The organism is Gilliamella sp., assembly GCF_024104075.1.
GTDB lineage: Bacteria > Pseudomonadota > Gammaproteobacteria > Enterobacterales > Orbaceae > Gilliamella > Gilliamella bombi.
The window spans coordinates 40,973-67,697 of the sequence record NZ_JAGGHR010000010.1 but is presented as its reverse complement, the minus strand read 5'-3'; the positions used below and the strand labels follow the sequence as shown (position 1 = coordinate 67,697).

At 31.1% G+C, this 26,725-nt stretch carries 23 protein-coding genes; 11 read left to right on the top strand and 12 right to left on the bottom strand.

Annotated elements, in window-relative coordinates:
- Positions 1 to 394 precede the first annotated feature (394 nt).
- The 8 genes from J6569_RS04695 to J6569_RS04660 all read right to left on the bottom strand — a co-directional run bounded on the left by J6569_RS04695 (position 395) and on the right by J6569_RS04660 (position 6,901).
- Positions 395 to 1,621 (bottom strand): hypothetical protein, encoded by a 1,227-nt coding sequence (locus J6569_RS04695; RefSeq protein WP_296317871.1) that lies wholly within the window; start codon positions 1,619 to 1,621, stop codon positions 395 to 397.
- Positions 1,622 to 1,630: 9 nt separating this feature from the next.
- Complete coding sequence (locus tag J6569_RS04690; RefSeq protein ID WP_296317869.1) at positions 1,631 to 2,785, bottom strand: zonular occludens toxin domain-containing protein; 1,155 nt, start codon at positions 2,783 to 2,785, stop codon at positions 1,631 to 1,633.
- A 14-nt stretch (positions 2,786 to 2,799) separates the two neighbouring features.
- Positions 2,800 to 3,135, bottom strand: a complete 336-nt coding sequence (locus tag J6569_RS04685; RefSeq protein ID WP_296317867.1) for a hypothetical protein — start codon at positions 3,133 to 3,135, stop codon at positions 2,800 to 2,802.
- 79 nt (positions 3,136 to 3,214) lie between these two features.
- A complete protein-coding gene (locus J6569_RS04680) occupies positions 3,215 to 4,549 on the bottom strand; it encodes a methyl-accepting chemotaxis protein (RefSeq protein ID WP_296317865.1) in 1,335 nt (444 codons plus the stop codon).
- A 142-nt stretch (positions 4,550 to 4,691) separates the two neighbouring features.
- On the bottom strand, positions 4,692 to 4,946 hold the full coding sequence (locus J6569_RS04675) for a hypothetical protein (RefSeq protein WP_296317863.1): 255 nt from the start codon (positions 4,944 to 4,946) through the stop codon (positions 4,692 to 4,694).
- A gap of 25 nt (positions 4,947 to 4,971) precedes the next feature.
- On the bottom strand, positions 4,972 to 5,136 hold the full coding sequence (locus J6569_RS04670) for a hypothetical protein (RefSeq protein WP_296317861.1): 165 nt from the start codon (positions 5,134 to 5,136) through the stop codon (positions 4,972 to 4,974).
- 87 nt (positions 5,137 to 5,223) lie between these two features.
- A complete protein-coding gene (locus J6569_RS04665; protein WP_296317859.1) occupies positions 5,224 to 5,508 on the bottom strand; it encodes a single-stranded DNA-binding protein in 285 nt (94 codons plus the stop codon).
- A 277-nt stretch (positions 5,509 to 5,785) separates the two neighbouring features.
- Positions 5,786 to 6,901 (bottom strand): phage/plasmid replication protein, encoded by a 1,116-nt coding sequence (locus tag J6569_RS04660; protein ID WP_296317857.1) that lies wholly within the window; start codon positions 6,899 to 6,901, stop codon positions 5,786 to 5,788.
- Positions 6,902 to 7,034: 133 nt separating this feature from the next.
- Here J6569_RS04660 and J6569_RS04655 point away from each other — a divergent pair, with 133 nt between their 5' ends.
- Positions 7,035 to 7,214: a hypothetical protein gene (locus J6569_RS04655; protein ID WP_065606978.1), complete on the top strand. Its 180-nt coding sequence runs from the start codon at positions 7,035 to 7,037 to the stop codon at positions 7,212 to 7,214.
- A 125-nt stretch (positions 7,215 to 7,339) separates the two neighbouring features.
- Positions 7,340 to 7,828 (top strand): DUF2726 domain-containing protein, encoded by a 489-nt coding sequence (locus J6569_RS04650; RefSeq protein ID WP_296317855.1) that lies wholly within the window; start codon positions 7,340 to 7,342, stop codon positions 7,826 to 7,828.
- A 179-nt stretch (positions 7,829 to 8,007) separates the two neighbouring features.
- On the opposite strand, the gene J6569_RS04645 is transcribed toward J6569_RS04650, so the two are convergent.
- On the bottom strand, positions 8,008 to 9,294 hold the full coding sequence (locus J6569_RS04645; RefSeq protein ID WP_296317853.1) for a phage/plasmid replication protein, II/X family: 1,287 nt from the start codon (positions 9,292 to 9,294) through the stop codon (positions 8,008 to 8,010).
- Between the two features lie 131 nt (positions 9,295 to 9,425).
- On the opposite strand from J6569_RS04645, the gene J6569_RS04640 reads away from it, so the two are divergent.
- The 3 genes from J6569_RS04640 (at position 9,426) to J6569_RS04630 (ending at position 11,934) form a co-directional block, all read left to right on the top strand.
- The gene (locus tag J6569_RS04640) at positions 9,426 to 9,617 is read left to right on the top strand and encodes a hypothetical protein (protein ID WP_160431143.1); all 192 of its coding nucleotides are present in this window, start codon (positions 9,426 to 9,428) and stop codon (positions 9,615 to 9,617) included.
- A gap of 510 nt (positions 9,618 to 10,127) precedes the next feature.
- Complete coding sequence (locus tag J6569_RS04635; RefSeq protein WP_238786377.1) at positions 10,128 to 10,841, top strand: helix-turn-helix domain-containing protein; 714 nt, start codon at positions 10,128 to 10,130, stop codon at positions 10,839 to 10,841.
- Between the two features lie 49 nt (positions 10,842 to 10,890).
- On the top strand, positions 10,891 to 11,934 hold the full coding sequence (locus J6569_RS04630; protein ID WP_085164050.1) for a YdgH/BhsA/McbA-like domain containing protein: 1,044 nt from the start codon (positions 10,891 to 10,893) through the stop codon (positions 11,932 to 11,934).
- 48 nt (positions 11,935 to 11,982) lie between these two features.
- On the opposite strand, the gene hrpA is transcribed toward J6569_RS04630, so the two are convergent.
- Entirely contained in the window at positions 11,983 to 15,858 is a 3,876-nt protein-coding gene (gene hrpA, locus J6569_RS04625; protein WP_296317849.1) for an ATP-dependent RNA helicase HrpA, read from the bottom strand.
- A 75-nt stretch (positions 15,859 to 15,933) separates the two neighbouring features.
- Between hrpA and J6569_RS04620 the strand changes: the two genes are divergently transcribed.
- The 5 genes from J6569_RS04620 to J6569_RS04600 all read left to right on the top strand — a co-directional run bounded on the left by J6569_RS04620 (position 15,934) and on the right by J6569_RS04600 (position 23,027).
- Positions 15,934 to 16,353 (top strand): META domain-containing protein, encoded by a 420-nt coding sequence (locus J6569_RS04620; RefSeq protein ID WP_065590958.1) that lies wholly within the window; start codon positions 15,934 to 15,936, stop codon positions 16,351 to 16,353.
- 323 nt (positions 16,354 to 16,676) lie between these two features.
- Entirely contained in the window at positions 16,677 to 18,089 is a 1,413-nt protein-coding gene (gene pykF, locus J6569_RS04615) for a pyruvate kinase PykF (protein WP_174798283.1), read from the top strand.
- 112 nt (positions 18,090 to 18,201) lie between these two features.
- Positions 18,202 to 20,259: a polyphosphate kinase 1 gene (gene ppk1, locus J6569_RS04610; protein WP_296317846.1), complete on the top strand. Its 2,058-nt coding sequence runs from the start codon at positions 18,202 to 18,204 to the stop codon at positions 20,257 to 20,259.
- 10 nt (positions 20,260 to 20,269) lie between these two features.
- Positions 20,270 to 21,793 carry an exopolyphosphatase gene (locus J6569_RS04605; protein ID WP_296317844.1) on the top strand — a complete coding sequence of 508 codons (1,524 nt, stop codon included), beginning with the start codon at positions 20,270 to 20,272 and terminating at the stop codon, positions 21,791 to 21,793.
- Between the two features lie 511 nt (positions 21,794 to 22,304).
- Complete coding sequence (locus J6569_RS04600; RefSeq protein ID WP_296317842.1) at positions 22,305 to 23,027, top strand: outer membrane beta-barrel protein; 723 nt, start codon at positions 22,305 to 22,307, stop codon at positions 23,025 to 23,027.
- Positions 23,028 to 23,476: 449 nt separating this feature from the next.
- On the opposite strand, the gene J6569_RS04595 is transcribed toward J6569_RS04600, so the two are convergent.
- Positions 23,477 to 24,460, bottom strand: a complete 984-nt coding sequence (locus J6569_RS04595) for an AEC family transporter (RefSeq protein WP_065590963.1) — start codon at positions 24,458 to 24,460, stop codon at positions 23,477 to 23,479.
- A gap of 754 nt (positions 24,461 to 25,214) precedes the next feature.
- Positions 25,215 to 26,114 (bottom strand): LysR family transcriptional regulator, encoded by a 900-nt coding sequence (locus J6569_RS04590; protein WP_296317840.1) that lies wholly within the window; start codon positions 26,112 to 26,114, stop codon positions 25,215 to 25,217.
- Positions 26,115 to 26,257: 143 nt separating this feature from the next.
- Between J6569_RS04590 and J6569_RS04585 the strand changes: the two genes are divergently transcribed.
- A complete protein-coding gene (locus J6569_RS04585) occupies positions 26,258 to 26,659 on the top strand; it encodes a DoxX family protein (protein ID WP_034913068.1) in 402 nt (133 codons plus the stop codon).
- Positions 26,660 to 26,725: the final 66 nt, after the last annotated feature.

Below are 26,725 nucleotides of genomic sequence, written 5' to 3'. Positions count from 1 at the left end.
CTTGGCTGTCTGCGCCCTGCTCGGTCGCCAATATTTTACAGCCTACGAATTAAACATAATGCATTTTACATTATGCGAACTAATTTTTTATAGAAATTCAGTTTTTCTTAAACATTTCGAATACCAACAAATTTTTAGATTTTTTAGGTTATCCAAGTGGAAAGGATCGCTATGCGTTCCTTTCCACCTGTCAAAGTATAAAATCTGTAGAGTTGTCAATAGTTCACTTCGTCAAGTGCTCACTCGGTTTCACTTCGTGAACTGCGACTTCCGCCTTGCTATTGACAATTTTAACACCGTGCAATTATCAACAAAAAAAGTCTATAACACTGTGTATAAACTTTAATTCATGATCTGAATCAATACGTTAATTTGATGAGTAATAATTAATCAACTAATTTTTTATTTTTGATACAGATAACGCAACTAAAATATCAGTTTTATTTTTCTCATTTGATTTACTATTAAAAAATGGCAAAAAGCTAACGCCAGTTTTAGCATTTGAATCTTTACTATCAGTTAAACCGCCAAGCACAACAATATCACCGTCATTTAAATTAATATTAGTATTAACCTCTCTTTTTATCAAAGTTGGAGAGTTATTTACACCTGTTTCAGTTTTAACAAAATTAGATAATTGTTGATTGATATCTAATGTAATGATGTTTTGTGTTATTAATGGCTTAACGGTAAATATTACGCCTGATGAGCGATATTCTATCGATTGTACAGATTTAGTATTGTTATCATTATATGTTACAGATGAAAGAACTGGTACATCAGAGCCAACGCTAAAGCGTGCTTCATTACCGCTTGTCACCCTTAAATGCGGTGCACTAATAACATTAAAACGTGAATCATTATCGAATAATTCAGCTAATAACGAAAATGAACCCGAAGAAAATTTAATATAATCACCTGTATTCAATACTGTTCCCTTGCTTATACCGATATCTAATTTTTCAGAAAACAATTTAGCTAAAAACGACAAGCTAGAGCCGTGCTTTTCACTCGTTTGAAACTCGAACACATAAGCCATAATTTGCACTTGCTCAGCTTGTTTATCAATATCTACTAATAAACTTTTTAATTGTTTAATTTCTAATTGAGTACCTCTAAATAATAATGTATCTCCCTGGTTTGTTAGTATCCTTTGTTGTGATGTTATAGCAACATAAGATTGTGAGCCAGCCGAATTAAATTGTGATGAATTTTGAATAACTGGCGTTGTCATTATTTGATTTAACGAACGATACAAGTAATCAACTGTTCTAAATTTAGGTTTATAAACAAAATTTTGTAATTTTTCAACGGGCGGAGCAGGAACAAAAGAATAAATATAATCAACGCCATTTTTCTTGCTGATTTTAACATTCATATTTAATAAATAACGCTCTATAAATTCACGTTCATCAACAGTGGGAACAATATGCATTGTTAACATGCGTTTATCAGTCGTTAACTCAGGAGCCAACATAAACGGAGTTTTAAAAACATCACGCCATATAAGAGAAATAGCATCAGGCAATGGCATTTTATCAATATCCAATTGAATATTTTTAGCGTAGCTTAATTTAATTGATAGTATTAATATTACAATAATAATTAGATGTTTTTTCATAACCCACCATTATTTAAAAAATAAGTTTTCATTTGTTGATTCTGAACTATCAACACCAGAAAAATATGTAACTAGTTCAGACTGATAAATAATAGACGTATTTAAGCCGTTATACGCATAATCAGACATTAAATAAATTATCTGATTAGTTTGCATATCTCTAATAACAAAGCGTGCAAAAGCCTGCCCTGTGCTCAAATAACCAACTATCCTATATTTGGTTGAAAGTTGAGATTGTGATACTTCTTTCTGTTGTAACTGATGAGGTGTTCCAGTTGATTCAGATTGATGTTGTTGCTGAACAGTTGATTTTGTTGATGTATTTTTTTCTTTTTTATCTGAAAAAATGAAATGAGACCAACAAAGATAAATAACATAAAAAAATAGCAAGCAAAACAAAAGCTTAATAAATGCTATTACATTTTTAAAACGCGGTTTTTGCTTTTCATTATCTTTATCAATTTGTGATTGACTAACAAAATCAAGATGATGCATTTCTCTAATATGATCATTAGTTTCATCATTTTCAAAAATGAAATTAGTATCATGCAAACCAAAGAAATCTTTAGCTCTGAACGAACCTTTCTCAATAGGTTTTCCACCAGAATTATGAAAAATTTGGTATTTAACGATATGCGGTAAAATACTCTTACGTTTAGCTGTACGACCAAAAGTCTTGGGGGAAATTAATTCTAAAAATGATGATAAAAATGGAACTCGCAAACTATCTAAACGTGACAGTTTAACTGTAAACTCTGTCATAGCATCAACGACTTGTTTATCAATCATAAACGCATCTTGAGCTTGCATATAAATATCCCAACCGTATTTGCGTGATTGTATAAAATATTCTAAAAGCTTTTGACGTCCGTTATCTTTAAAATTGCGACTATTTAATGATATAGCTAGCTCGTCAAGAATTAACACACCCAATTGCGATAAATCATTTTCATCACAACCACGACCAAGAGCCATTAAATCATCATATGTAAATTTTGGTGGAATAACTGTAATTGATTTTTGTGAGTTTTTATCCATTAAATATGTGTTAATTGGATAATTAGAGGCAACACGACGACCAGCTCGATAAGCTTGTGTTGCTATCATGTCACAAAATAGACCTTTACCAGCACCAAGAGCACCTGTAACTATATAAATCGCCATTTACTATTAGCTCCTTAAGTGTTTGTTGATTCATGAAGACGTTTTGACATTCTGTCTTTAAAAACAGCAACCCAATAAACAAGATATGCACTAGTAAGAATCGTGATATAAGTCGGTGTACGCTCTGGCAATAAACTAACGCCTGCTTTCCAAAAATCAGTAGCAAAAGAACTATTAGAGATTAATAATGATTCAATCCAATTTTTGAATTGAGATAACATTGCTAAATAAATAGCAACCCAAAAAGCAAAAAACAGCAAAAACTTGCCATAATTAACAACTAGTTTTTTAAATAAATATGAAAATAATTGAGCGATTAACGTACCAACTAAAGCAACAACTGCAGGCATAATTAACTCCAAAATAATAATATTAATTACTATCTATCTAGCTCACTCGCTAAAGCTGTGTGAGCTAGATAGATAGTAATTAATGTGATGAATTGTATCGATGATAAAGCCGAAATATTGCTAGTGCGGTCATGAATGCAAGCATAAAATCGACAATACCTCTAAAATTTTTATCGTAGTGTTGACAAAAATTACTAGTATCAAATTTCAAAGAAAAACTTTGAGAAGAAGAAGGAAATTTAAAATCTAAATTTGTTGATAACGGTTTACACATGCCATTATTACCGCCATAAAAAGAATTAGGTAATTTAAACATCAACGATAAATCTGGAATACTATTAGAAAGTTTTGATAATGCAGATTCAACATAAGAAATACTTTTATCTTCATAATCGCTAGCTGAATCATTAAATTTATTATTAAGGGAATTAGCATCAGCATCAGTAAAATCACCAATGCCATTGTTACTATTGCCACCTCCTGAATTGCTATCAATTATATTAAGCTTATTCATTAATTGAGCATGATGTTTGTTAACATCACCATGTAACAATCTAGCTTCTGATAATAAATCACTACCATTTTTTAATATTCCATCCGCACTATCCGTCAAAATATCAACAGAATTACTAATATTTTCTGTATTTGAAGCTATTTCGTTAGACGTCTGTTCGATATTATTAACAGTTGTTGATATAGCATTAGTTGTATCAGCAATATTTAAAACATTTTCACTGGTTGTATTTAATGATTTTGAAATAATAATCAATTTATCATTGATAGCTGATAACTGATTATTATTACCGTTATTATTGTTATTATTGTTATTATTGTTATTACCGTTATTATTGTTATTATTGCTATTACCGTTATTATTGTTATTATTGTTATTACCGTTATTATTGCATAACTGGTGTTCGGGACTACTAGAACAATACTTTATTCTATCGTTTTCAATATAAAAATCTTTACGCAAACGACAATTAGCATCACCAATCGAAGGATATTTTTTATTTGTGTCAGTTATATAACACTCATAATAAAAAGACAAACCTTTCAACTGTTTAACTGGCATATTTTGCGTTGGTGTAAACTCCTCAAGTTTTGAACAAACAATACCATTTTTCATACAGTGATCACTTCGAGAATTTATAAAATAAGTAAAGACAACACTACTTTCAACCCAAGAATTAGAAACAAACTCAAGCGGAGGTGGATATTGTTCGTAATCATCTTCATAATCGATATATCTTAATGCTATCCATTTCGCAATCGCTAATAATGAACCTTGATAATTTTGAAACTTAATATCACCCGATGCCATCCACCAGCAACCGTTAGTATGAGAAAAAACCCCTGAACGAGAACTATTTAAATGAACAAACAAAGAGCCGTTAATCTCAGAACGAGTCAAACAATCATCTGCTTCAGAATAATAAATCTTTGCATATGAAAACTGTGAAAAGATGAATAAAACACATGTTAATAATATTTTTCTAATCATCATAACATTATTAAATTTTTGATAAAAAAACAGGGCTGACGCCCTGCATTTATTAACTAGCAGCTTTGCTAAAGAATGATTTTATAACACCAAAACCAACACGAGCTGCAACACCAAAACCTAAAATAGTAAAAGCTGCCGTGACAACAACACCGAGAACAGTTAATATCGATGTTGCTATCGGTTCAAGTGTAGATGCTGATATATAATCAGTGATTTGCGGTACTGTTCCTGCTGCAAATGCTGATTCAGATAGAAATATAGTAGCCATTGTAATAACAAAAAATGACATTATTTTTTTTAACATTTTTATCTCCTTAATTGTAAAATTACTAATTATTACTGGATACATCAAACAAACGCCTAACGAATCCAAAGATATACCCAACGCCAAAACCAAATAACGTGAGTATTGCTAACAATGAGATAAAAGAGTAAGAAATAGACAAATCATAATTACGAATATCTGATAAAATATGATGAATAATTTCCTGCATTTTTACCTCACGATAGACCCAACGTTAGCCCGAAAATCATAGCTAACAAAAAAACGATAAAGCTAAAACCAACTATTAAAATCGCTATCATTTTTTATTTATGTCTTCAATAAACGGTTTTAATACCATTTTACCGATTCGAAGCTTGGAAAAATCACCAACATACAAAGATGAAGCATCAAGCTGATAAACACCCGCAGGGTATGGAGGAACACCATTATCAAGATTAAATTTAAACAACTGCGGATATATAGAGCCTAGATAAATGTAGGCTTCCTGTTCGTTTATAGTAAAAGGCTGACCAGTGGCTTTTGATACGCCACTACGTGTGTTCACCTTTGCTTGTTCGGGGGTAATTTCAACTTTAACCATCCTATTTTCTCCTTTCTAATAAATTGCTATAAAACCAATAAAAAACACGCTAATAAATTATTGAAAAAACATAATATACATTATGCGAACCACGATAAACGTACGTAAAACTAGACGATGAAATCTGTATAATCATGACCTCAATTTAAAAAAATACGATTTACCAGTAAAATATTAAATTAATCAATCTACTAACAAATTAACAAAAATAAATAATCATTAAAATCAATACGTTACAATAATGTATATTATGTTAAATAACTGGATATAAATACAGTTATGACGCAAGCCTAAAAATTTGTGGCATCTGATACCAATTAGGGATCTGACAATCTGAAACTTCAACTTTTCTTATTTCTCTAACTGTCACTGGACTAAACTTAGCTAAATTACAACGTTGTGCTATATCAATGCCGATTTTACGTAATCTTGCTCTATGCGTCTGAACCGCTTTTTTGTTAAAATCAAACGTTTGCCCATGCATCCATTGAATGGCATACATGGCGGTTGTGTTGGCTGAGCGTGTTGTATCAACTACGCCACACCTTATTAATTGTTCACTAATCGTTTCAAAGTCCATAGCATTCACCGATAATTTTTTATCTAAGTCTAAAAATTCATTATGTAAGTTATTTAATCGTGTATAGTCTGATAATCCCCAGTAATGCAAATTCTCTCGTTTTAAAAATCTAGATTTCAATTTTTGCTCAAATCGTACTACGCCGTTATTTTTACAATATTCTATTACTTCATTTAAGTATTTAAATTCTTTTGAGTTTTCACCAAATTTATTTTTTATCTTTGTTATGCTGTGTAATTCTAATTCGTGAGATTTATTATAAACAGTTGGATAAATAAGATGTGCATTACCATTTTTTGATAGCCAATCGACTGATTGTCCATTACTATGAAGTCTGGGAACACTATAACGATAATTTAAAGTTGATAGCCCTGCCAAATAATCGTTTTCGTTACCCTTTCCAACCATTCTATTTGATGTGATATGCAGTTCTTTAATAATTGCACCGTCTGAAAAAGTTTCTATTTTTGAACCTTTCGGACTTCTAAACATTAATTGAGTGCATTTTGTAAATACAGGTAAATTAAGTTCAGTTAAAATTTTGTTATAAACATCAACACAATTATCAACAGTTCGTAAACCGAATAAATTCTCTATACGTCCCCACCGTGATGGATTACCCGACATTTTTAAAACTGAACCTGAAATCTTAATCAGAACAGAATCACAAAATGAACCCGAATGCTTGTAAGCAGGTTGAGATAAAGAACTCGCCTCCCCTGTTTCTAAAAATATGCGTTGATAAGCAACATCTCCAATAATTGGCAGTTGATAACCAAAATCCTGCTCTAACGATAGCCAATCAAAAAACATAATGAACTCATTAGTTAATTAGTTATTTAAAAATATATTAACACTAATTAACACAGTAGCACAATAGTTAATGTAATAATAAACTCATTAGTTAATATAATGGTTCTATATAAAACAACACGAGATCACATAAATGAAAAGAATGACATACAACATAACAGAAAACAGAAAGATTGAACTTGAGAAGTTAGCAATAAATATATCAGTTAAAACAGGGAAACTAATAAAATGGTCAGAACTATTAACATATATAATAGACGAATACGCAAGAGAAGCTGCAGATGATTTTATTGATAGAGCAACTAAAAAATAATCATCTTACCGTAGGAAAGTACGGTAAAGTTCGGGTGTCACTGAACATCCGAACTTAAAAACGAAATTGTGCAAATAACCTACTTCTACAAATTCTTATAAGTTATAAAAAGGGAAAATTGTTAAATGTATTTGATTTTTTTGACATTATTAATTGTAATTGGAGTTTTTGCAATCACAAAAATTTCATTAATCAACAAGAATGATTATTCATATGTAAAATATGAAAAGGTCATAACAAGACCTGAACAAGTATTATACAATAGATTAAAGAAAGCCTATCCCCAAGATAATTATACAATAAGTTATCAAGTTGCATTAAATCGACTAGTTAAACCTAAACACTCAAATAACAAAAAAAGATTTGAATTATTTAAAAAAATCGGGGGGAAAAGCATTGACTTTGTGATTACTGATTTATCATGTAAACCATTATTTTTAATTGAATTAGATGATAATAGCCATAAAAATCCAACATCTCAAAAAAATGATCTACAAAAAAATAAAATATTGGCAAGTGCAGGATTACAATTATATCGATTTAACGTAAAAAATATTCCAACAATTGAAGAGCTTAAAAATTTATTAAAAGAAGAAAATATAATATGCGATTAAGTTCGCATAATGGCATTATGCTAAATTCTTGGCTGTCTGCGCCCTGCTCGGTCGCCAATATTTTACAGCCTACGAATTAAACATAATGCATTTTACATTATGCGCACCAAGATAAACGTACGTGAATTCTGTAGATGCAACCAACAAAATCATGTCGTCAATTTAAATTCACTTAATCATTAAACAGCCTTTAAATATTCCAAATTTTTCATATCATCATAAAATGATGTCGGTTCAACGTACCAATCCGGACGCTGATGACTAAAATCGATATTAATAACCCTGCAAAGAGGAATTACGTTATTTTTTTGTTGTTGTAAGTTTTGTAATTGCATTTTACTTAAACCGATCGACAATAAGTCATTTTCATATCTATAAAATGACATGCGATTCATTGAGTTCTTAACGAATTGATAACCATCATTTAGTAATGATCGATAAAATGCATAAATTCGATTAGCTTTTGAATATGAAATTTTTCCTGTTCTAGTAATAGTAAAATAACTATCATTTAATAATGTTCGTATACGTTTATCATCATAAATATTCATTTCTGCGCCTTTAACTGCTGTCAAGATGTCATTAAATGCTGTCTGCCATAATTCTTTAATAATATTAATGCCATTGTTTTGTTTATCTTGTTGATATTTAATAAATTTAAATAAATTTCTGGGTATATTATGCTTTTCTAAATAACTATGCTTTAACCGTGCTTCAAATCTAACGCATTTTTTAGCCCAATTAATTAACTCAGGATTTGATAAGATTTTGATTTTTCGTTGTAATAAATGATCTTGCGGTTTAGATAATGATAATTTTTCTAATTCTGATAATTGATTGATGACTTCGTAAAATTTAAGATAAACTTTCAATGATTTAAGTTGGCTACCTGTATTCCATTCCACCGTAGTTTGATATTCTCTGTTATAACGTGATTTTTTTGTTTGACCATTAGTAACATTTTTCAATGAATCAATCACTTGTTGAGCTATTAGCTCATTATCAACATGAGCCGAATAAGTAACATCAATCCAGTCTAAATTAGTGTTAGAAATATCTAATAAATCAAACAGTTTAGGCATACCATACGCTAAACCGCTCAATAATTCAGTTGCACATAATTCTAAATTTTCAGAACCAAAAACATTATGACCTTGTAATAATTTGGCAGGACTCGCCTTTATCTCGACGCACGGCTTCATAGTTATAGAGCCAGCATGAATTTTCACCGCTAAACTTGCAAAACTAGACGGTAAAGATTCAAATGGATGATTAAGATCTCGAACCTGCAAATCACCATCAATGCAAAACTCAACAGTACGAGCACCAAGTGCGCAACCTGATAATTTGCAAATTTCCATTAGATCGACATATTGCCCATAACGACCACCAACATCATCATGTGATTTTGTTTGCAAAACAAACTTATTTTTAAAAGGTATTCGTAATAGCAATAAATCAATCATATTTGCATTAATGCATACACTTAAACAATAATGCAAAATTATCATAAATAAACGTGCATGTAGACACTCAAGCATTAAAATATGAATGATGATATACAATATTGTATACAAGCAAACATAAAGGGGTAAAAATGACAACACCAAAAAGAACAAGTTTAGCAATCAGCGCAGAAAGAAAACTTAAAATTGAAAGATTAGCTGTAGATTTAAGTTATAAAATAGGAAAATCAGTGTCGTGGACAGAATTAGCCACATACATTCTAGATAACTACGCAAAAGATGCAGTACAAGACATTATCCATTCTGATAAAAAAATAAAATAGCGATTATTTTTTAATCGAACATACCCAAAAATCTTCAAAAAGCGACAAACGGAATTGTATAAATAATAATCTATTTGTAACATATTGTTACAAGGTTGAACTATTATATATAGTTCAACCTTAAAAAAAGTGCGCATAATGACGTTATGCTAAATTCTTGATTGTTAGCCGACTGCGTCGGCCAACATTTTACAATCTGCGACTTCAACATAACGCATTTTACATTATGCGAACTATGATAAACGTACGTGAATTCTGTAGATACAAACCATAAAATAATGCAGTCAATTTAAATTTAGACTGCCAAATCCACCAACCCTATAATCAACCTATAAATAAACAACAAATAAATAAAATAAATAAAATCAATACGTTAAAATAATGTATATTATGTTAAATAATATTTTATAACGAATAAATATAAATATTAATTAATGAGCAATTGTTGTTTTATTATAAAATATGCTACTCTAATAAATTAATAAATTTTAATTATTTCCTTTCGTTAATATGCAAAATATTTTTAAGACATTACGTTCAAAAAGTTATTCCGTTCCATGTGAATTATGTAGTATGGGATCTTTCTGCATTCCCATGTTGCTTAACAATAAATTAAACAGTATATTAGAAAGAAAAATATCTTATGCTAAAAATGAAATCCTAGCAAAATCTAATACGCCCTTTACTAAATTTTATATTATTCATTCGGGTGCATTAAAAACTTTTGTTACAACTTCTGATAATCATCAACGAGTTAATGGCTTTTATTTACCAGGAGATATTGTTGGTTTAGATTCAATTGCAACTCAAGTGTATAATAATAATATTCAAGCTCTTAGTAATACATTGGTTTGTGAGCTTTATTATGATGAGCTGATGTCGTTAGTTGATACCCAAAAAAATATTAGAGACCTTGTGTTTAATTTGTTAAGCTCTGATATTTATAATTACCAAAAATTAGTATTATGCTATTCTCAAAAAAAGGCTGATGAACGAGTAGCAACTTTTATTTATTCACTTTATCAGCGTTATGAAAAGAAAGGTCATTCTTCATTGAATATTAAGCTCATGATGAGCCGAGCCGATATCGCTAATTATTTAGGTTTAACAATTGAAACGGTTAGCAGAAATTTATCAAAGTTGCAAGAACAAAATATTTTATTAGCTAGAGGAAAATATTTATTTATCAAAAATTTAAACGGTTTAATAGATTTAGGTAATTAGATTTATTTATGTTAAAATAATCAGAATAAATTTTGTAAGGTCTTAATATATGGCAAGTTTAAAGAACACGCTTATTGTAGTTGCTATGTCCCTAACCTCTTTTTCTTCGTTTGCTGCTCAACAATTAACGGAGCAACAAGCTAAAGGTTTACAGTCATTTAAAAGTATAACTATCCGCGGAGCTTTTTATACTGATAGTGATTATATCATGGCAATGTCGAGAGCTGCGGATAAAGAAGGAGCTGCTTCCTTTTATATAACCACAACTAATATCAGTCCTTCTAATGATACTTTAAGGATTGTGTATGCGAAATTATATAAAGCCGATGCTCCTAAAGCAGAAGAACAAGCTGAAAGCCTTCGCAAGTTTGAAGGTATTTATGAATATCCAAAATCTAAAGCCATACGTTTAGAGCCTTTCAACATTGTGCGTATTCGTGGTTATTTTCCTAGTGAATATGATATTAACCAAGCAATTGCTAGAGAAGCATCAGCAAAAGGTGCTTATGCTTATTATATTGATTCACGTAGTGAATTAGGTAGTAATATACAAGTTGCTGCTTATTTGTTTAAGAAAGATGCACCTGAACGTAAACTTCAACCTGAGGATGCAATTCCATATGACTCTGAAGCTGGTCAACAAGCTCTTGCACAAGGTGGTGATGCGGCTATGCAGGTAGAAAAACCTGGCTATTATTCTCCTTCAGCTTTTAATGAAAAATTTTATGCCGATAAATTTAATAATAAAGTAAAAGTCATTAATCAAGCCACACAAAAAGCAACAACTTCTGCAACAACTAATGCTTCTGCATCTCAAGTTACGACGATAACAACTGAGCCACAACGCATTACACGTTACACTGTCACCCTCCCCGATGGACGAAAGATCCAAGAATTGAATGATGCAACTGCAGCAAAAATGGTTGCGTTTGATACAATTAAATTCAGAGGTTACTATGTAACTGATCAGGAAATTTCTTATCAAGCGGGTAAACGAGCTATTGATGCTGGGGCCAAGTATTATCATATTGCTAGAATTGCCCATGATTCAAATGGTCCAAATATAACTGTTTTTGTAGATCTGTATCGATAGTTTATATAGACAATCGGGCGCATAAGCGCCCTATTTTTTTGCATGAAGCTATAGTTGTGATTCAACTACATCAATTTGCTGCTTGATGCGTTTTGCTGAAATTGGATATGATGTACCAAGCTGTTGCGCAAATAAATTTACTCTTAATTCTTCAATCATCCAACGGATATCTGTCACTTTAGTGTCCGATCGTTGATTGTTTGGTAAACTATTAATCCAATTATCATACTGATTCTGAACATCTTCTATAATACTCATTGATTGCCTATCTCTTGCCATATTTTGAAATAATTTTTCAATTCTTTTCTCAATTGCCGATAAATATCGAGAGATATCATTCAATCTTCTATAACTTGATTGAGTAACAAATCCTTTATAAACTAATCTATTAAGTTGATGTTTGATATCTGACAAGGCAAATGCTAAAGATAAATCAACGCGCCCTTTTAACTTTTTATTAATGCTAAAATGCAAAGTTAGTATTGATTCGACTTGCTTAGCAATATCAACAACTATTTCATTAATATGAGCTTTAGTATAATCAAGTAATTGCTGATAATCATCAGTTGAATGTATTGCTTTATTATTTGTTTCAATTAAATAATCAATACCACAAGCGATACAATCATCAATAAGCATTAACACGTTACCAAACGAATTAAAATATAAACTTAATTTCGATTTATTGGGTAATTTTTCATGTAAATACTTGATTGGAGAAGGAATATTAAGCATTAATAAGCGTCTTAAACCTAATTTATTTAATCTTTGTTGCTCTGATTGATTATCAACTAACTTTATACTTACGGAATTTTGATTATCAATAATAGCTGGATAAGCCTTAACAGTATAGTTTTTTTGTTTTTCTTCATAAACATCAGGAAGTTTTCCAAATGTCCAATCTGTCAAATTATTTTGCTCAATTGAGTTATCTTTTTTATTAATAGTAATAGATGATAAAGCTTGTTGAAGTTGAGTTTTGAGTTGCTGTTTTAGCATATCAAGATCTTTACTTGAAGCAATTTCCTTATTATTACTATCAATAATACTAAAATTCATTTTTAAATGTTCAGGGACTTGCTCTAATTGCCAATTTTCTGATGTAATTTTCACACCAGTCATTTTATGAAATTCATTTTCTAAGCATTCAAGAAGCGGTTTTTCTGTAGTATCTACCCTATCTAAAAATGCATCTGCATAATTTGGTGCAGGGACAAGGTTTCGTCGTAAAGATTTAGGCAATGATTTGATTAATGCAATTATTAAATCTTTTCTAAAACCTGGCACTTGCCAATCGAATCCCTTGTTTTTAATTTGGTTTAAGATATCAAGTGGAATTTTTATAGTGACGCCGTCACGGTTATGACCAATATCAAAGTGATAACTAAGTGCTAGCTTAAAATGATCTTGATACCAGAAATCAGGAAAATCATTTAAGTTAATTAATTGTGCTGATTGCATGATCAGCATCTCTTTTTGTACATTAAGATAATCAGGATCAGATTTTTGTTTCTGCATCCACCATTTATCAAAATGTTTAGATGAAATAACGGATTTATCTATGCGTTTATCATAGAAATCAAATAATTCATCATCATCAATTAAAATATTCTGACGACGTGATTTATGTTCTAAATCTTCAACTTCATTAATCAATTTTTGATTTTGCTTGTAAAATTTATGACTTGTGAACCAATCACCTTCAACTAATGCATGTCGAATAAACAGAGTGCGACTTAGAATAGGATCAATTTTGCTGTAATTTACTATTCTATTAGTAACAATTGGTAACCCAAATAAAGTTACTTTTTCGTTTGCTATTGTTGTGCCCTGCTTTTTAGACCACCTAGGTTCGTTATAGTCATATTTCACTAAATGTTTAGCTATAGGTTCAATCCATTCAGCTTCAATTTTTGCTGCTGTTCTTCCCCATAATCTATTTGTTTCAACAAGTTCACTAGCAATACACCATTTGGGTTGGTTTTTGAAAAGTGCTGAATTAGGAAAAATTGCAAATTTTATATTACGTGCACCTATATACTCACGCTTTTCAAGCTCTTTCATTCCAATATGAGATAGTAAACCGCTTAGTAACGAGATATGTAATGAATTATAATCAGCCTCTTTACTATTAATCGGAAACGCTAATTGCTTAATTGTTTGTCTAATTTGCGTATAGACATCTTGCCATTCTCGAATTCGAAGATAATTTAAAAACTCTTTTTGGCATAATCGTCTAAATTGATTCCCTGATAATACGTTCTGCTGTTCTTTAATGTAGTTCCATAAATTAATTAAAGAAATAAAATCTGACTCTTTATCAACAAAACGACGATGTTTCTCATCAGAAGCTTGCTGTTTATCATAAGGTCTTTCTCTTGGATCTTGAATCGATAAAGCAGCAGTAATTATCATTATTTCTTTAATGCACCCTAGGCGCCTTGCTTCAACCAGCATCCTAGCTAATCTTGGATCAATTGGTAATTGTGCTAAAATTTTACCTATTTCAGTTAAATGATATCTATTCTGTATGGTATGAATTGCCCCAAGTTCCTCTAATAAGCGAAGTCCATCACGAATATATTTTGAATTAGGTTTTTCAACAAAAGGAAAAGCGGCAATATCTCCTAAGCCTAATGATGTCATTTGTAATATTACTGAAGCTAAATTGGTCCGTAATATTTCGGGTTCGGTAAATTTGGGGCGAGATAAAAAATCTTGTTCATCATATAAACGTATGCAGATACCATTAGATGTTCGTCCACAACGTCCTTTACGCTGATTGGCAGAGGCTTGTGATATTGGTTCAATAGGTAAACGTTGAACTTTAGTTCGGTAACTATAACGACTAATTCTGGCTAACCCCGAATCGATCACATATTTAATACCCGGAACGGTTAACGATGTTTCTGCCACATTAGTAGCAAGGACAATTCGACGTTTAGTATGTGATTGAAAAATTCGATTTTGTTCTGATCCTGATAACCTTGCATATAATGGCAAAATATCCGTATGACGAAGTTCTAACTTATTAAGTGTATCGGCAAGATCTCGAATTTCTCGTTCTCCTGTTAAAAAGATTAATATATCCCCAAGACTTTCAGTTGATAATTCATCAATGGCATCTATAATCGGTTGAAAATCAAAACTTTTATCATTATTATCATCTTCTTTTAGGATTAGGGGACGATATCTAACCTCGACTGGATAGGTACGACCCGATACTTCAATAATTGGAGCCTCATTGAAGTGTTTAGAAAAACGTTCCACATCAATAGTCGCTGATGTTATTATGACTTTTAAGTCTGGACGTTTAGATAATAACTGCTTAAGATAGCCTAAAATAAAATCAATATTCAAACTGCGTTCATGTGCTTCGTCAATAATAATAGTATCATATTGTAGTAAGAATTTATCTTTCTGAATTTCAGCAAGCAATATTCCGTCAGTCATTAATTTAATCAGAGTTGTGTCATTGACATGATCAGAAAATCTGACTTTAAAACCAACTAACTGCCCTATCTCTGTTTTTAGCTCTTCAGCGATACGATTAGCTACTGAACGTGCTGCTAATCGTCTTGGTTGGGTATGACCAATATAGCCTTTGACACCTAAGCCTAATTCTAAACAGATTTTGGGAATCTGTGTTGTTTTTCCCGAGCCAGTTTCACCTGCAACTATAACTACTTGATTATTTTTAATAGCATCATAAATTTCTTGTTTTTTTTCAGTCACAGGCAAATTTTTGGGAAAAATAATATTTTTCGGTAACGACTCTAGTCTGCTTTGATAATGTAAGTTAGCATTTTGTATGGCGGAATCTATATCAGCTATAGTTTGACTTTTCTTAGCTAATTTGATTATTTTATGCTTATTTAAGAAAGTCATTGAATCAAGATTTTTTAATTGCTGTTGAGATAGCATAGCGTTTCAGATATTTCAATTATAGTTACATTAATACACGATTATAACAAATTTAACCTATTATTAGGAGTTCAAATGAAAAAAACGTTTTTGTTAACTGCTCTATTTATGGCTTTATTGGCTTTATCAGGATGTAATGACTCAAGTACTTTACAAGAGACCGACCTCATGCACCACCGTTTTGTACTCACTAAAGTAAATGGTCAAGATATTCCGTTAGATGATCAAGCAGAGCTTATATTTGGGGAAAATATGACAATTACAGGTAAAATGTGTAACCATTTTTCTGGTAAAGTTACTTTAGACAACGGTAGCATAAAAGGTAGTGGAATTGTGATGACTAAAATGCTTTGTAATGATGATCAATTAAATCAATTAGATTATATTATTGAGAACTTAATTACTGAAGGTACAAAAATCAATTTAAAAAATAATCAACTAACCTTGAAAAATAACAATAATGAACTAATTTATCAACTTAAAGACTTAATGTAAGCCAAATGTTTAGTTGCTATAATTTAGTATGTTATTATAAATAACAAAATATATTAAAGATAAAATACTTTATTTAAAATACTGTTAAGAATATAATAAGAAGAATTTTAAAGGGTTTAACTTATTGATGAAATTATTATATTCTTCAAAGATTTTATGTGATTTTGGTAGCCATATTGAGCTACAAATACCTTTTTTAACCAATAAAACTACCAATGCTTTGCCATTGGTTTTTTTTTTGCAAAAAGTTGGTTTATCGAATTTTTTAAATTGAATTAAAACATTAACCTTAACATTAAATAAATTACTAAGTAGATACTATTATGAAAAAGACAAAAATTGTTTGTACGATCGGACCAAAATCTGAATCAAAAGAAATGTTAGCAAAATTATTAAATGCAGGCATGAATGTTATGCGTTTAAATTTTTCGCATGGTGATTACGAAGAACATGGCAACCGTATCAAAAATTTACGTGAAGTAATGCAAGAAACTGGTTTAAAAGCAGCTATTATGCTAGACACCAAAGGCCCTGAAATTCGCACTATTAAATTAGAAGGCGGTAATGATGTATCCCTAGTTGCAGGTCAAACATTCACGTTTACTACAGACAAAAATGTTATCGGAAACAAAGACCGTGTAGCCGTAACTTACGATGGTTTTGCGCATGACCTTAAACCAGGTAATCGTGTTTTAGTTGATGATGGCTTAATTGCTATGGACGTTAAAGAAATTAAAGGTAATGAGGTTATTTGTACTGTTTTAAATAACGGTGAACTCGGTGAAAATAAAGGTATTAATTTACCTGGAGTTTCAATTAAATTGCCAGCACTAGCAGAAAAAGATAAAAATGACCTGATTTTTGGTTGTGAACAAGGTGTTGACTTTATTGCTGCATCATTCATTCGGAAACGTTCTGATGTAGATGATATTCGTACTCACTTAAAAGCTCATGGTGGTGAAAACATTAAAATTATATCTAAAATTGAAAACCAAGAAGGTTTAGATAATTTTGATGAAATTCTTGATGCTTCTGACGGTATTATGGTTGCACGTGGTGATTTAGGGGTTGAGATCGCTGTTGAAGAAGTTATTTTTGCTCAAAAAATGATGATCAAAAAATGTAATAAAGCATCTAAACCAGTCATAACAGCAACACAAATGCTTGATTCAATGATTAAAAACCCACGTCCAACTCGTGCGGAAGCTGGTGATGTAGCTAATGCAATTATTGATGGTACAGATGCAGTTATGCTTTCGGGTGAAAGTGCTAAAGGTAAATATCCGCTCGAAACTGTGAATGTTATGGCAACTATCTGTAACCGAACTGATAGCATAATTCCAGCATCGTTAGAATTGACATCAAAAGAAGAAAAGTTGAGTATAACTTCAGCTGTTTGCTGTGGTGCTGTAGAAATTGCTGAGCGTTTAAATGCTCCATTAATTGTTGTAGCAACTCGTAGCGGTAAATCAGCTAGGGAAGTTCGTCATTATTTTCCTAGAGCTCGTATTTTAGCATTATCTTCAAGTCAAAAGACAGTTAATCAGTTAGCCGTGACAAAAGGTGTAGAGCCTATTTTAATTGATTCAATTAACTCAACTGACGATTTTTATCGTTTAGGTAAAGAGATGGCTGTGAAAGTATGCGGTTTACAACAAGGTGATATCATTGTAATGGTATCTGGTGCTTTAGTACCAAGTGGAACTACTAACACAACATCTGTTCACCGTATTTAAAACGGCATACTTATTATTTGTCCTGAAATAAAAAAGTTAGCTACATGCTAGCTTTTTTTTTTACATAAGATATCCTGTATAAAATACTATTAATAGAATTTGAAAGATTAAAATGATCGAAGAAAAAGTATATTTACCTAAGGAACTAAGTTGGTTATCTTTCAATCAGCGAGTTTTACAAGAAGCTGCTGATAAAAGTAATCCACTTATAGAGAGGATACATTTTTTAGGTATATACTCAAGTAATCTTGATGAATTTTATAAAGTACAGTTTGCCAACTTAAAAAAATATGTACTTATTGAACAAGAACAAGCCAACTCATCTTCTAACTCTAAAAACTTATTACGCCAAGTAAACCAAAAAGTTATTCAACTAGAATTACAGTTTGACCAGCTTTATAATGAACTATTATTAGAAATGGCGAGAAATCAAATCTTTTTGATTAACGAAAGACAACTTTCTTCTTATCAAGAAGGTTGGATAAAAAACTATTATAAACAAAATCTTAGACAATATATTACCCCTATTTTACTCGATAGTCATACCGAACTTATTCAATTTTTAAAAGATGATCATGCCTATTTGGCTGTAGAAATTATTTGTGAAGATCAAACCAATTATGCGTTACTTGAGTTACCGACGGATAATATTTCTCGTTTTGTTTTATTACCGTCAGAAGTTTCAACTAGAAATAAATCGATCATTTTTTTGGATAACATATTACGTTACTGTTTACCCGATATTTTTAAAGTGTTTTTTGATGCCAAAGAATTAAATGCCTATTCTATTAATATTAATAGAGATGCTGAATACGAATTAAACACAGAATTAGACAGTTTGCTTGAACTTATGTCACAAGGTTTAAAACAACGTTTGACTGCTCAGCCAGTTCGTTTTACTTACCAAAAAGATATGCCAAAAGCATTATTTGAGTTATTGATTAATAAATTGTTATTAACTGAACAAGACGCAATGCCAAGTGGACGCTATCCTAATTTTAAAGATCTTGTGAAATTTCCTGATTTTGGTCAAAAAAAGCTATTAAATAAAAAAATTCCAAGCCTAAGCTATAATCGATTTAAACAATTTCGTAATTCGTTTGATGCGATTAAAGATCGAGATGTATTGCTTTATTATCCCTATTACTCTTTTGGACATGTATTAGAGATTATGCGCCAAGCTTCGTTTGATCCATCTGTTACGCATATTCGCATGAATATCTACAGAGTTGCAAAAGGTTCCCGCTTTATTCACGCGGCCATTAATGCTGCCAATAATGGTAAAAAGGTCACTGTAGTTGTTGAATTGCAAGCAAGGTTTGATGAAGAGGCAAATATAAAATGGGCAAAACGATTAATTAGTAGTGGAATTAAAGTTATCTATTCACAACCAAAACTAAAGATCCACGCTAAATTATTTTTGATTGATCGTAAAGAGAATAACGAAATTGTTCGTTACGCCCATATTGGTTCAGGTAATTTTAATGAAAGGACTGCAAGAATTTATACCGATTTTTCGTTATTAACTGCAGATCCTGTAATTACAGATGAAGTTAAAAATGTATTTAATTTCATTGAAAACCCATTTAAACCAGTTTCATTCCATCATTTACTTGTGTCTCCACAAAATACCCGATTGAGATTTTATGAATTTATTCAACGAGAAATAAATAATGCCAAAGCAGGTAAAGTAGCAGGTATCTATTTAAAGCTTAATGCAATAACCGACAAAGATATGATAGATCAATTATATCGTGCATCTTGCACTGGCGTAAAAATCAGAATTGTAGTAAGAGGAACTTGTGTCTTGGTACCACAAATTCCTAATTTAAGCGAAAATATTACTGTCACAAGTATTGTTGATCAGTTTTTAGAACATGCTCGTGTGTATATTTTTGAAAATGATGGAAAAAAAGATACTTATATTTCTTCTGCTGATTGGATGCCTCGTAACCTAGATAATCGTATTGAAGTAGGTGTAAAAATCTTCGATCCAATAATAAAATCAACTATCCATAATATTTTTAATATTCAATGCAATGATAATGTAAAGGCTCGTATTATTGATAAAGATGCAACTAATAATTATGTACAAAGAGGTAATAAGAAAAAAATTAGAGCACAATATGCCATTTATGATTATTTGAATCAGTTAGAAACGGTTGAATAAGGGATTTAAAGTGAATAAATTCAATGAATATGCGGTAGTTGATCTTGGTTCAAATAGTTTTCACATGGTTATTGCTCGTATTATAGATGGTGCTATACAGATCATTTATAAAAATAAAAAAAATATTCATCTTGCCACAGGGCTTAATGCTAATAACCATCTAAGTGAATCAAGCATTATGCGAGGTCTGGAATGTCTTACACTATTTTCCGAAAGATTAATTGGCTTTCCTCCCGAAAATGTTCGTGTTGTAGCAACTCATACATTACGGGTTGCAAAAAATAGATATAAATTTTTAATGGCTGCGGCTAAAGTATTTCCATTTCCTATAGAAATCATATCGGGACAAGAAGAAGCACGTCTTATTTATTTAGGTACTATGACATCAGAACCAACATCGTCAAATGATACTAAATTTGTAATAGATATCGGTGGAGGATCTACAGAAATTGCTATAGGTAGAGGAAATGATCTAAAGCCGTTGATTGTTGCTAGTCGCCCTATGGGATGCATAACTTATGCTAAACAGTTTTTTCATGAAAAAAAAATTAACGTTATTTCATTTGAACGAGCAAAGCTTGCCGCCGAACAACAAATTGAAAGCTTGATTAATATTATAAAAAAACAAAATATTACTGTTGCATTTGGTACATCAGGAACCATCAAGTCTATTTATCGTATCTTATTAGATATTGGGGTTTGTGATGGAATTATTACCCAAAAAAGGCTCGATGATTTAATTAGTTATGTTTTAGAATTCAACTCTTTTCAAGATATTAACTACCCTTCACTTTCTAGTGAAAGAAAAAGTGTATTTGTCAGCGGGCTAGCTATATTTAGTGGGGTTTTTAACGCATTTGGATTAAATACTTTACAATTTAGCCCATGCGCATTACGTGAAGGGGTGCTTTATGAGTTGGTTGGAGGTCTTAATTTCCGAGATATTAGACAAAATACCGCGCAAACTCTTTCTGAACATTACAATATAGACCAACGCCATGCTACGCAAGTCGTTAAAACTGCAAAATATTTATTTTCTCAATGGCAACAACAAGCACCAACATCTATTCCGGCAAGCCTTGAATCTATTTTATATTGGGCTGCTTTGTTACATGAGGTAGGGTTAAAAATTAACTTTTCTTCAGTTCATAAACATTCAAGCTATATTTTACAAAACAGTAATTTACCCGGATTTAACGAAGAACAGCAATTACTTTTGTCTACTCTTGTACGTTACCATAGAAAGACTATCAATATAGATACACTACCCTATTTTAGTTTGTTCGAATACAAACATATAATACCGCTAATGCAAATCCTAAGATTATCTATACTCATCAATAATCAGCGAAATACAGAAATTAATTTACAAGCATTTCGTTTAAAATTAATAAAAAATAAACTAACTAAAGTGACTATAGAAATTAATCGGGAATTTGTTGAAAATAATAAATTGATATTATTTGATTTAGAACAAGAAAAAAAATATTGGAAAGAAATTGAGGATTGGAAACTATCGATTGTAGTCTGTTAATTATAAAAGCCCCTGTAAATCAATTTATATGTAGAAAAAAACGTGTTGTTTACACTTCATAGTAAACTAAACCCACCCTAAATTTTGTATATTTGTAAGTTTGTAACTATTGTGAATACCCCAAATTTAGTACAAGATTCAAGTATAAAATATGGTGATACTGTGTGAGATTGATAATAACAGACACAACGACTTAATTACACAATGTGACAGCTAATGGCAATTGAGATTAATTTAGTGGCTTGTAGCTCTCTTGCCCATGTTTTTCGTTGCATTGTGGGCACTACAGCTTTTTTATGATTTCTCCCTGAGGCTGCGATTTTAGATTTAACTCGGCAAGTATCTGTTACTATAGAGAATTTTCTACTTTCTTACTGTACTATTTTAAGGGATAGTTACAATTACGGCTTTTGTTTTTCGTTGAAATAATTCCCTAATACCTAAAATTGATTTTTAATTTATTTGCTTTATAATCAGCAAGTTTTAAACAACCATAATAAAGGAAATAAAAATGAAGAAGACATTAATTGCATTAACAACTTTTGCTTGTTTTTCAAATTTTGCTTATGCTGAAACAAATGAACTTTACCTAGGAGGTCAATTAGGAGCTTCTATAATAAAAGTGAAAAATATTAAGGATACCTTACATCATAGTCGCGGCACTGTTATCAACGATGGTATTTTTGACTCAATGCATAAAACTAAATTAGCAGGCGCTTTAAATTTAGGTTACAACTTTTCTAATTATGATATTCCTGCACGTGTAGAATTATCTCTTACCTTACGTGGCAATACAGATAAAAAAGAAAATAGATACACTGATTATGAAGAATATCGTCTTCGTACTACTCAAAAAGTCAAAGCCCGCATGAATACATTAATGTTAAATGGTTATTATGATATCGATATTGACTCACCAATTACTCCATTTATTGGTGCGGGATTTGGTGTTGCCTTCACTAAACTAGAAAATAGCCATAAGGAAAAATATAACGTTTCTGTTGATGGTGTTGATTATGAACGTTCATTATCAAAAACAAAAACAAAGTTTGCATGGAATGTTGCTGCTGGCGTAGCTTATAAGTTGAATAATAATATGGTTGTTGATTTCACTGCTCGTTATGTGGATGCAGGTAAAGTAAACATCAAAAAACATAATGAATACTATCGAACTAATGCTAGTGCTGAGCTAAGTTCAATTGATTTATTAGCTGGTGTTCGCTATAGCTTCTAATTAATAAACTAAAAAAACAATGGCTCTTTTTAGTTTAGTTACCAATATTATCGCTACATTTCTTGCTACTGTTAATATGTAGAAAAAAAACTGGGTTATTTACACTTCATGGTTAAGTAACCACTCCAAAACCCCATAAGGCGTTTTTTCTAAAATCACCTTATGGGGGTTAACAAAATTATAATAATTAATCAATTAAGACTTAGTCTTCACCTTTTGAATCACTATATACTTGTTGATTATGCCGTATTTTAATCCAAAGTTGGTATTACTCTTTTTACTTTTCCATTCATTTGTAAGCAGCAAGTTTAGTTGATTTTTGAAATACGGTGGTTATTATTACTGTAAACAACCCGAGTAATTCCAGCATGGCTTGCCAAAGAAACGTGTAATTGATAATAAAAGCTCTCATCTAAAATTAAATGAGAGCATTTATATTTAGCTTTTAATTAAGCAACACCTGGAATGGTGAAGTCCATAATAAGCAATAAGGTTGGTAAAATGAAGATAGATAAAACTGTTGATGCAAAGAAAATGCTTGATGCTTGTTCTTGCTCAACATTCCAATTGTAAGCCAAAATAACCGCTGTTGATGCCGTTGGCATTGCCAATAAGAAAACTAATTCTTCTGCTTCCATACCTGTTATGCCAAATAGATATACGGAAATAAGTGCAACAATTGGTGTAATAAAACTTTTCAACACAACATTAATCATTAATGGTTTAGATAATTTCAATTTAACACCATGAATACCAACACCGACCGCAATAAGTGAAATGAAGTTACAGGCATTTGACATAATATCAAAAGTGTTAAACACAAAATGTGGTAGCCATTTAGTTCCATCGGTAACGCTCACAATTAACCCTAAAATAACGGCTAAAAACATTGGCTTCATAAGTGAATTTTTTACTGCACTAAAGATCATACCACCGGTGACTTTACCACCAGACAATTTAGTATCACAAAGTTCTAATAAAAATATTGTCATTGGAATCAATGATAATGCAACAACAAAATTAGCAATCGCAACGGAAATAGTTGATGCGGCTCCTAACATTAACGTCAAGAAAGGAACACCCATCCCGCCCATGTTTGGAAAACAGCATAGCATTGCATTCATAGCTGTTGACTTTAACTCTTTATGCAAAATGTATTTATTGGTTAAAAAACAAATTATCCATAAAAATGACATAGTACAGAAAAATGCAATCATCCAAATGCCATTGAATATTTGCGATGGCTTAGCATGAGACGTATGCACAAAAAGTAAAGCAGGAAAGACAAAGTTTGATACCAGTCCTGATAATAATTTTTTAGAATCCTTCGAAAAGATCCCTTGCTGCACACATAACCAACCAAGAAAAATTAACAAAAAAACCGGAAGACAAGAACTAACAACTTGCCCAACTGCTGACCAGATCAGATTCATTTTTTAAAACTCCTAAAATAATATTACTAAAAATACAAATTCGGTAAATGGTCGGTAACTTCAGATTAGATATTATATTTATAGACCTAGCTAAAATAAGTGGGTAACAAAATCAAATATATTTATTACATGTAAAACGATATTTTTCGTTGTTGAAACTTGATATTATTAAATGCGATTTCGCACTCATTATGTTTAATTAAAGACATTCTTTAATGAAAACCTTTGTTATATTCAAATGTAAAATATAGTAACTTAGGTATTATTATACTTATTCTTTTCGATCTTGTGTAAATCAAGATCTACTAACTGTCTTAAAAACTCAAAAAAACATTAAAACTTTGCTCTAAGCTTGTTAATAATAGAGTTTTATTTCTTTAAAAAACAGTCAATAAGAAAATATAAAACATGAGTGTTAAATTATAGTAAAAATTAATATTGCACTAAAATTTCTTAAATGATGCTTTTTTATAATGTGTTATTCATTATAAAAAAACATACCTATTATAGATAATAATTTGATTTACTTTATTTATATAGAATTGCTGCCACAAAGCCTTATTATTGATATTCATATAATGACAATAAATCTTGAAAACAATATATAGTAAAGATTGTTTCTGAATAATCAATTAATAACTAGCATAATGTAAATCATTTCTGTGTTATTGTAAAATCAGTAATACATTTGACTATTTTTTGTCTAAAGATTTTTTACATATCAAATAATAACTGTTATGTTTTAACTAACTGATCATTGATAATTTTTTAGTTCGCTAACTAAAAAATCGATTAAACATCGAGTTCGGAGCGGTAATAATTTACGGCTTGGATAAACGGCATAAATATTCAAATCCTCGACTTTATAATTCAACAAAACACGAACTAAACGGCCTATTTTAATATCTTTACCAATAATAAAATCAGGTTGCAACGAAATACCACCTCCTTGTAACATAATTTGGCGGCAAGTATCGCCATTATTACAATAGATATTCGCTTTTAAATTCACCGAGTAATGGGCATTGTCTTTATAAAAATGCCATTGCTCTTTTTTAGCCCACTGACTATACATCACAATTTTATGATTCAACAAATCATCAGGATCATTCGGCATGCCATATTTAGCAATATAATCAGGCGACGCGGCGGCTATGATTTGCGTAGTTGCCAACTTACGACTAATCAGCGACGAACTTTCTAGCCGACCAATTCGAACAGCAAGATCGTAGCCCTCCTCAAGCAGATCAACCACACGATCTGACAACGTAATATCTAGCTCAATTTTAGGGTATTTATTGATAAATTTTTGCCATAAAGGCGCCAAATGCAAAATACCAAAACTAACAGGCACATTAACCCGAAGAATACCTTGTGGACTTGCATGATCTAAAGTGAGGCTATTTTCTGCTTCTGTAATAGCATTAATAATGGCTTTAGCTTGCAAATAAAAAATTTGCCCCTCATGGGTAATGACCATTTTGCGAGTTGTACGTTGTAACAACCGAACTTGCAAGCGATTTTCTAATGCTTGAATATAACGTGACACTGCCTGCTTAGACATATTTAACTTAACTGACGCATCAACAAAACTATTACAATCAACTACCGCCACAAAAACCATCATTTCTAGTAATTTATTAGATCTATCCATCTGCCTTTCACCAACACCAAACAATTGTCCCACTTATTTTGACAATAAGTCACATAATAGCTTATTTATCTACAAAATAATAACCATTATCATAAACAAATGGTGCTAACCAATCACAATAATTAACTTACAGGAAAAATAAAATGAAACAATATCAAACAGATTTAGCTTCACTCATGTTACGAATTGCCTTGGGTGTCATGTTCTTGGCGCACGGTTTTACTAAACTACTCGTCTTTACTCCCTCAGGTACTGCGCAATATTTTCAATCACTTGGCTTTCCTTGGTTCATTGGTTATTTAGCCATTATGTTTGAAATTGGCGGCGGTTTGTTATTGCTTTTAGGTATTTTAACCCGCATTGTTAGTTTATTGGCAGTGATTCAAATGATTGTTATTACATTTATTCACTCAGTGAATGGTTGGTCATTTAGTAACGCAGGTGGCGGTTGGGAATATCCTGCCTTTATGGCGCTAACAGCACTCAGTTTAGCATTGCTAGGAAGTGGTCGCTTTAGTGTATTAGCTAAATATTTGGCGTATTAGAGTGGGAGATATTAGTTGTTTTTTTGACAAAACAGTTGAATAAAAACCTCAATAAAATAAATACTT

What these genes read in the sequence shown, in the direction of transcription:
- J6569_RS04660 (WP_296317857.1), bottom strand. Translation starts at nt 6,901, where the DNA reads ATGTTTTTTGATTGGCTATCGTTAGAGCAGGATTTTGGTTATCAACTG.
- J6569_RS04650 (WP_296317855.1), top strand. Translation starts at nt 7,340, where the DNA reads ATGTATTTGATTTTTTTGACATTATTAATTGTAATTGGAGTTTTTGCA.
- J6569_RS04670 (WP_296317861.1), bottom strand. Translation starts at nt 5,136, where the DNA reads ATGCAGGAAATTATTCATCATATTTTATCAGATATTCGTAATTATGAT.
- J6569_RS04600 (WP_296317842.1), top strand. Translation starts at nt 22,305, where the DNA reads ATGAAGAAGACATTAATTGCATTAACAACTTTTGCTTGTTTTTCAAAT.
- J6569_RS04595 (WP_065590963.1), bottom strand. Translation starts at nt 24,460, where the DNA reads ATGAATCTGATCTGGTCAGCAGTTGGGCAAGTTGTTAGTTCTTGTCTT.
- J6569_RS04635 (WP_238786377.1), top strand. Translation starts at nt 10,128, where the DNA reads ATGCAAAATATTTTTAAGACATTACGTTCAAAAAGTTATTCCGTTCCA.
- pykF (WP_174798283.1), top strand. Translation starts at nt 16,677, where the DNA reads ATGAAAAAGACAAAAATTGTTTGTACGATCGGACCAAAATCTGAATCA.
- ppk1 (WP_296317846.1), top strand. Translation starts at nt 18,202, where the DNA reads ATGATCGAAGAAAAAGTATATTTACCTAAGGAACTAAGTTGGTTATCT.
- J6569_RS04690 (WP_296317869.1), bottom strand. Translation starts at nt 2,785, where the DNA reads ATGGCGATTTATATAGTTACAGGTGCTCTTGGTGCTGGTAAAGGTCTA.
- J6569_RS04620 (WP_065590958.1), top strand. Translation starts at nt 15,934, where the DNA reads ATGAAAAAAACGTTTTTGTTAACTGCTCTATTTATGGCTTTATTGGCT.
- J6569_RS04630 (WP_085164050.1), top strand. Translation starts at nt 10,891, where the DNA reads ATGGCAAGTTTAAAGAACACGCTTATTGTAGTTGCTATGTCCCTAACC.
- J6569_RS04695 (WP_296317871.1), bottom strand. Translation starts at nt 1,621, where the DNA reads ATGAAAAAACATCTAATTATTATTGTAATATTAATACTATCAATTAAA.
- J6569_RS04675 (WP_296317863.1), bottom strand. Translation starts at nt 4,946, where the DNA reads ATGTTAAAAAAAATAATGTCATTTTTTGTTATTACAATGGCTACTATA.
- J6569_RS04640 (WP_160431143.1), top strand. Translation starts at nt 9,426, where the DNA reads ATGACAACACCAAAAAGAACAAGTTTAGCAATCAGCGCAGAAAGAAAA.
- J6569_RS04665 (WP_296317859.1), bottom strand. Translation starts at nt 5,508, where the DNA reads ATGGTTAAAGTTGAAATTACCCCCGAACAAGCAAAGGTGAACACACGT.
- J6569_RS04685 (WP_296317867.1), bottom strand. Translation starts at nt 3,135, where the DNA reads ATGCCTGCAGTTGTTGCTTTAGTTGGTACGTTAATCGCTCAATTATTT.
- J6569_RS04655 (WP_065606978.1), top strand. Translation starts at nt 7,035, where the DNA reads ATGAAAAGAATGACATACAACATAACAGAAAACAGAAAGATTGAACTT.
- J6569_RS04645 (WP_296317853.1), bottom strand. Translation starts at nt 9,294, where the DNA reads ATGATTGATTTATTGCTATTACGAATACCTTTTAAAAATAAGTTTGTT.
- hrpA (WP_296317849.1), bottom strand. Translation starts at nt 15,858, where the DNA reads ATGCTATCTCAACAGCAATTAAAAAATCTTGATTCAATGACTTTCTTA.
- J6569_RS04585 (WP_034913068.1), top strand. Translation starts at nt 26,258, where the DNA reads ATGAAACAATATCAAACAGATTTAGCTTCACTCATGTTACGAATTGCC.
- J6569_RS04590 (WP_296317840.1), bottom strand. Translation starts at nt 26,114, where the DNA reads ATGGATAGATCTAATAAATTACTAGAAATGATGGTTTTTGTGGCGGTA.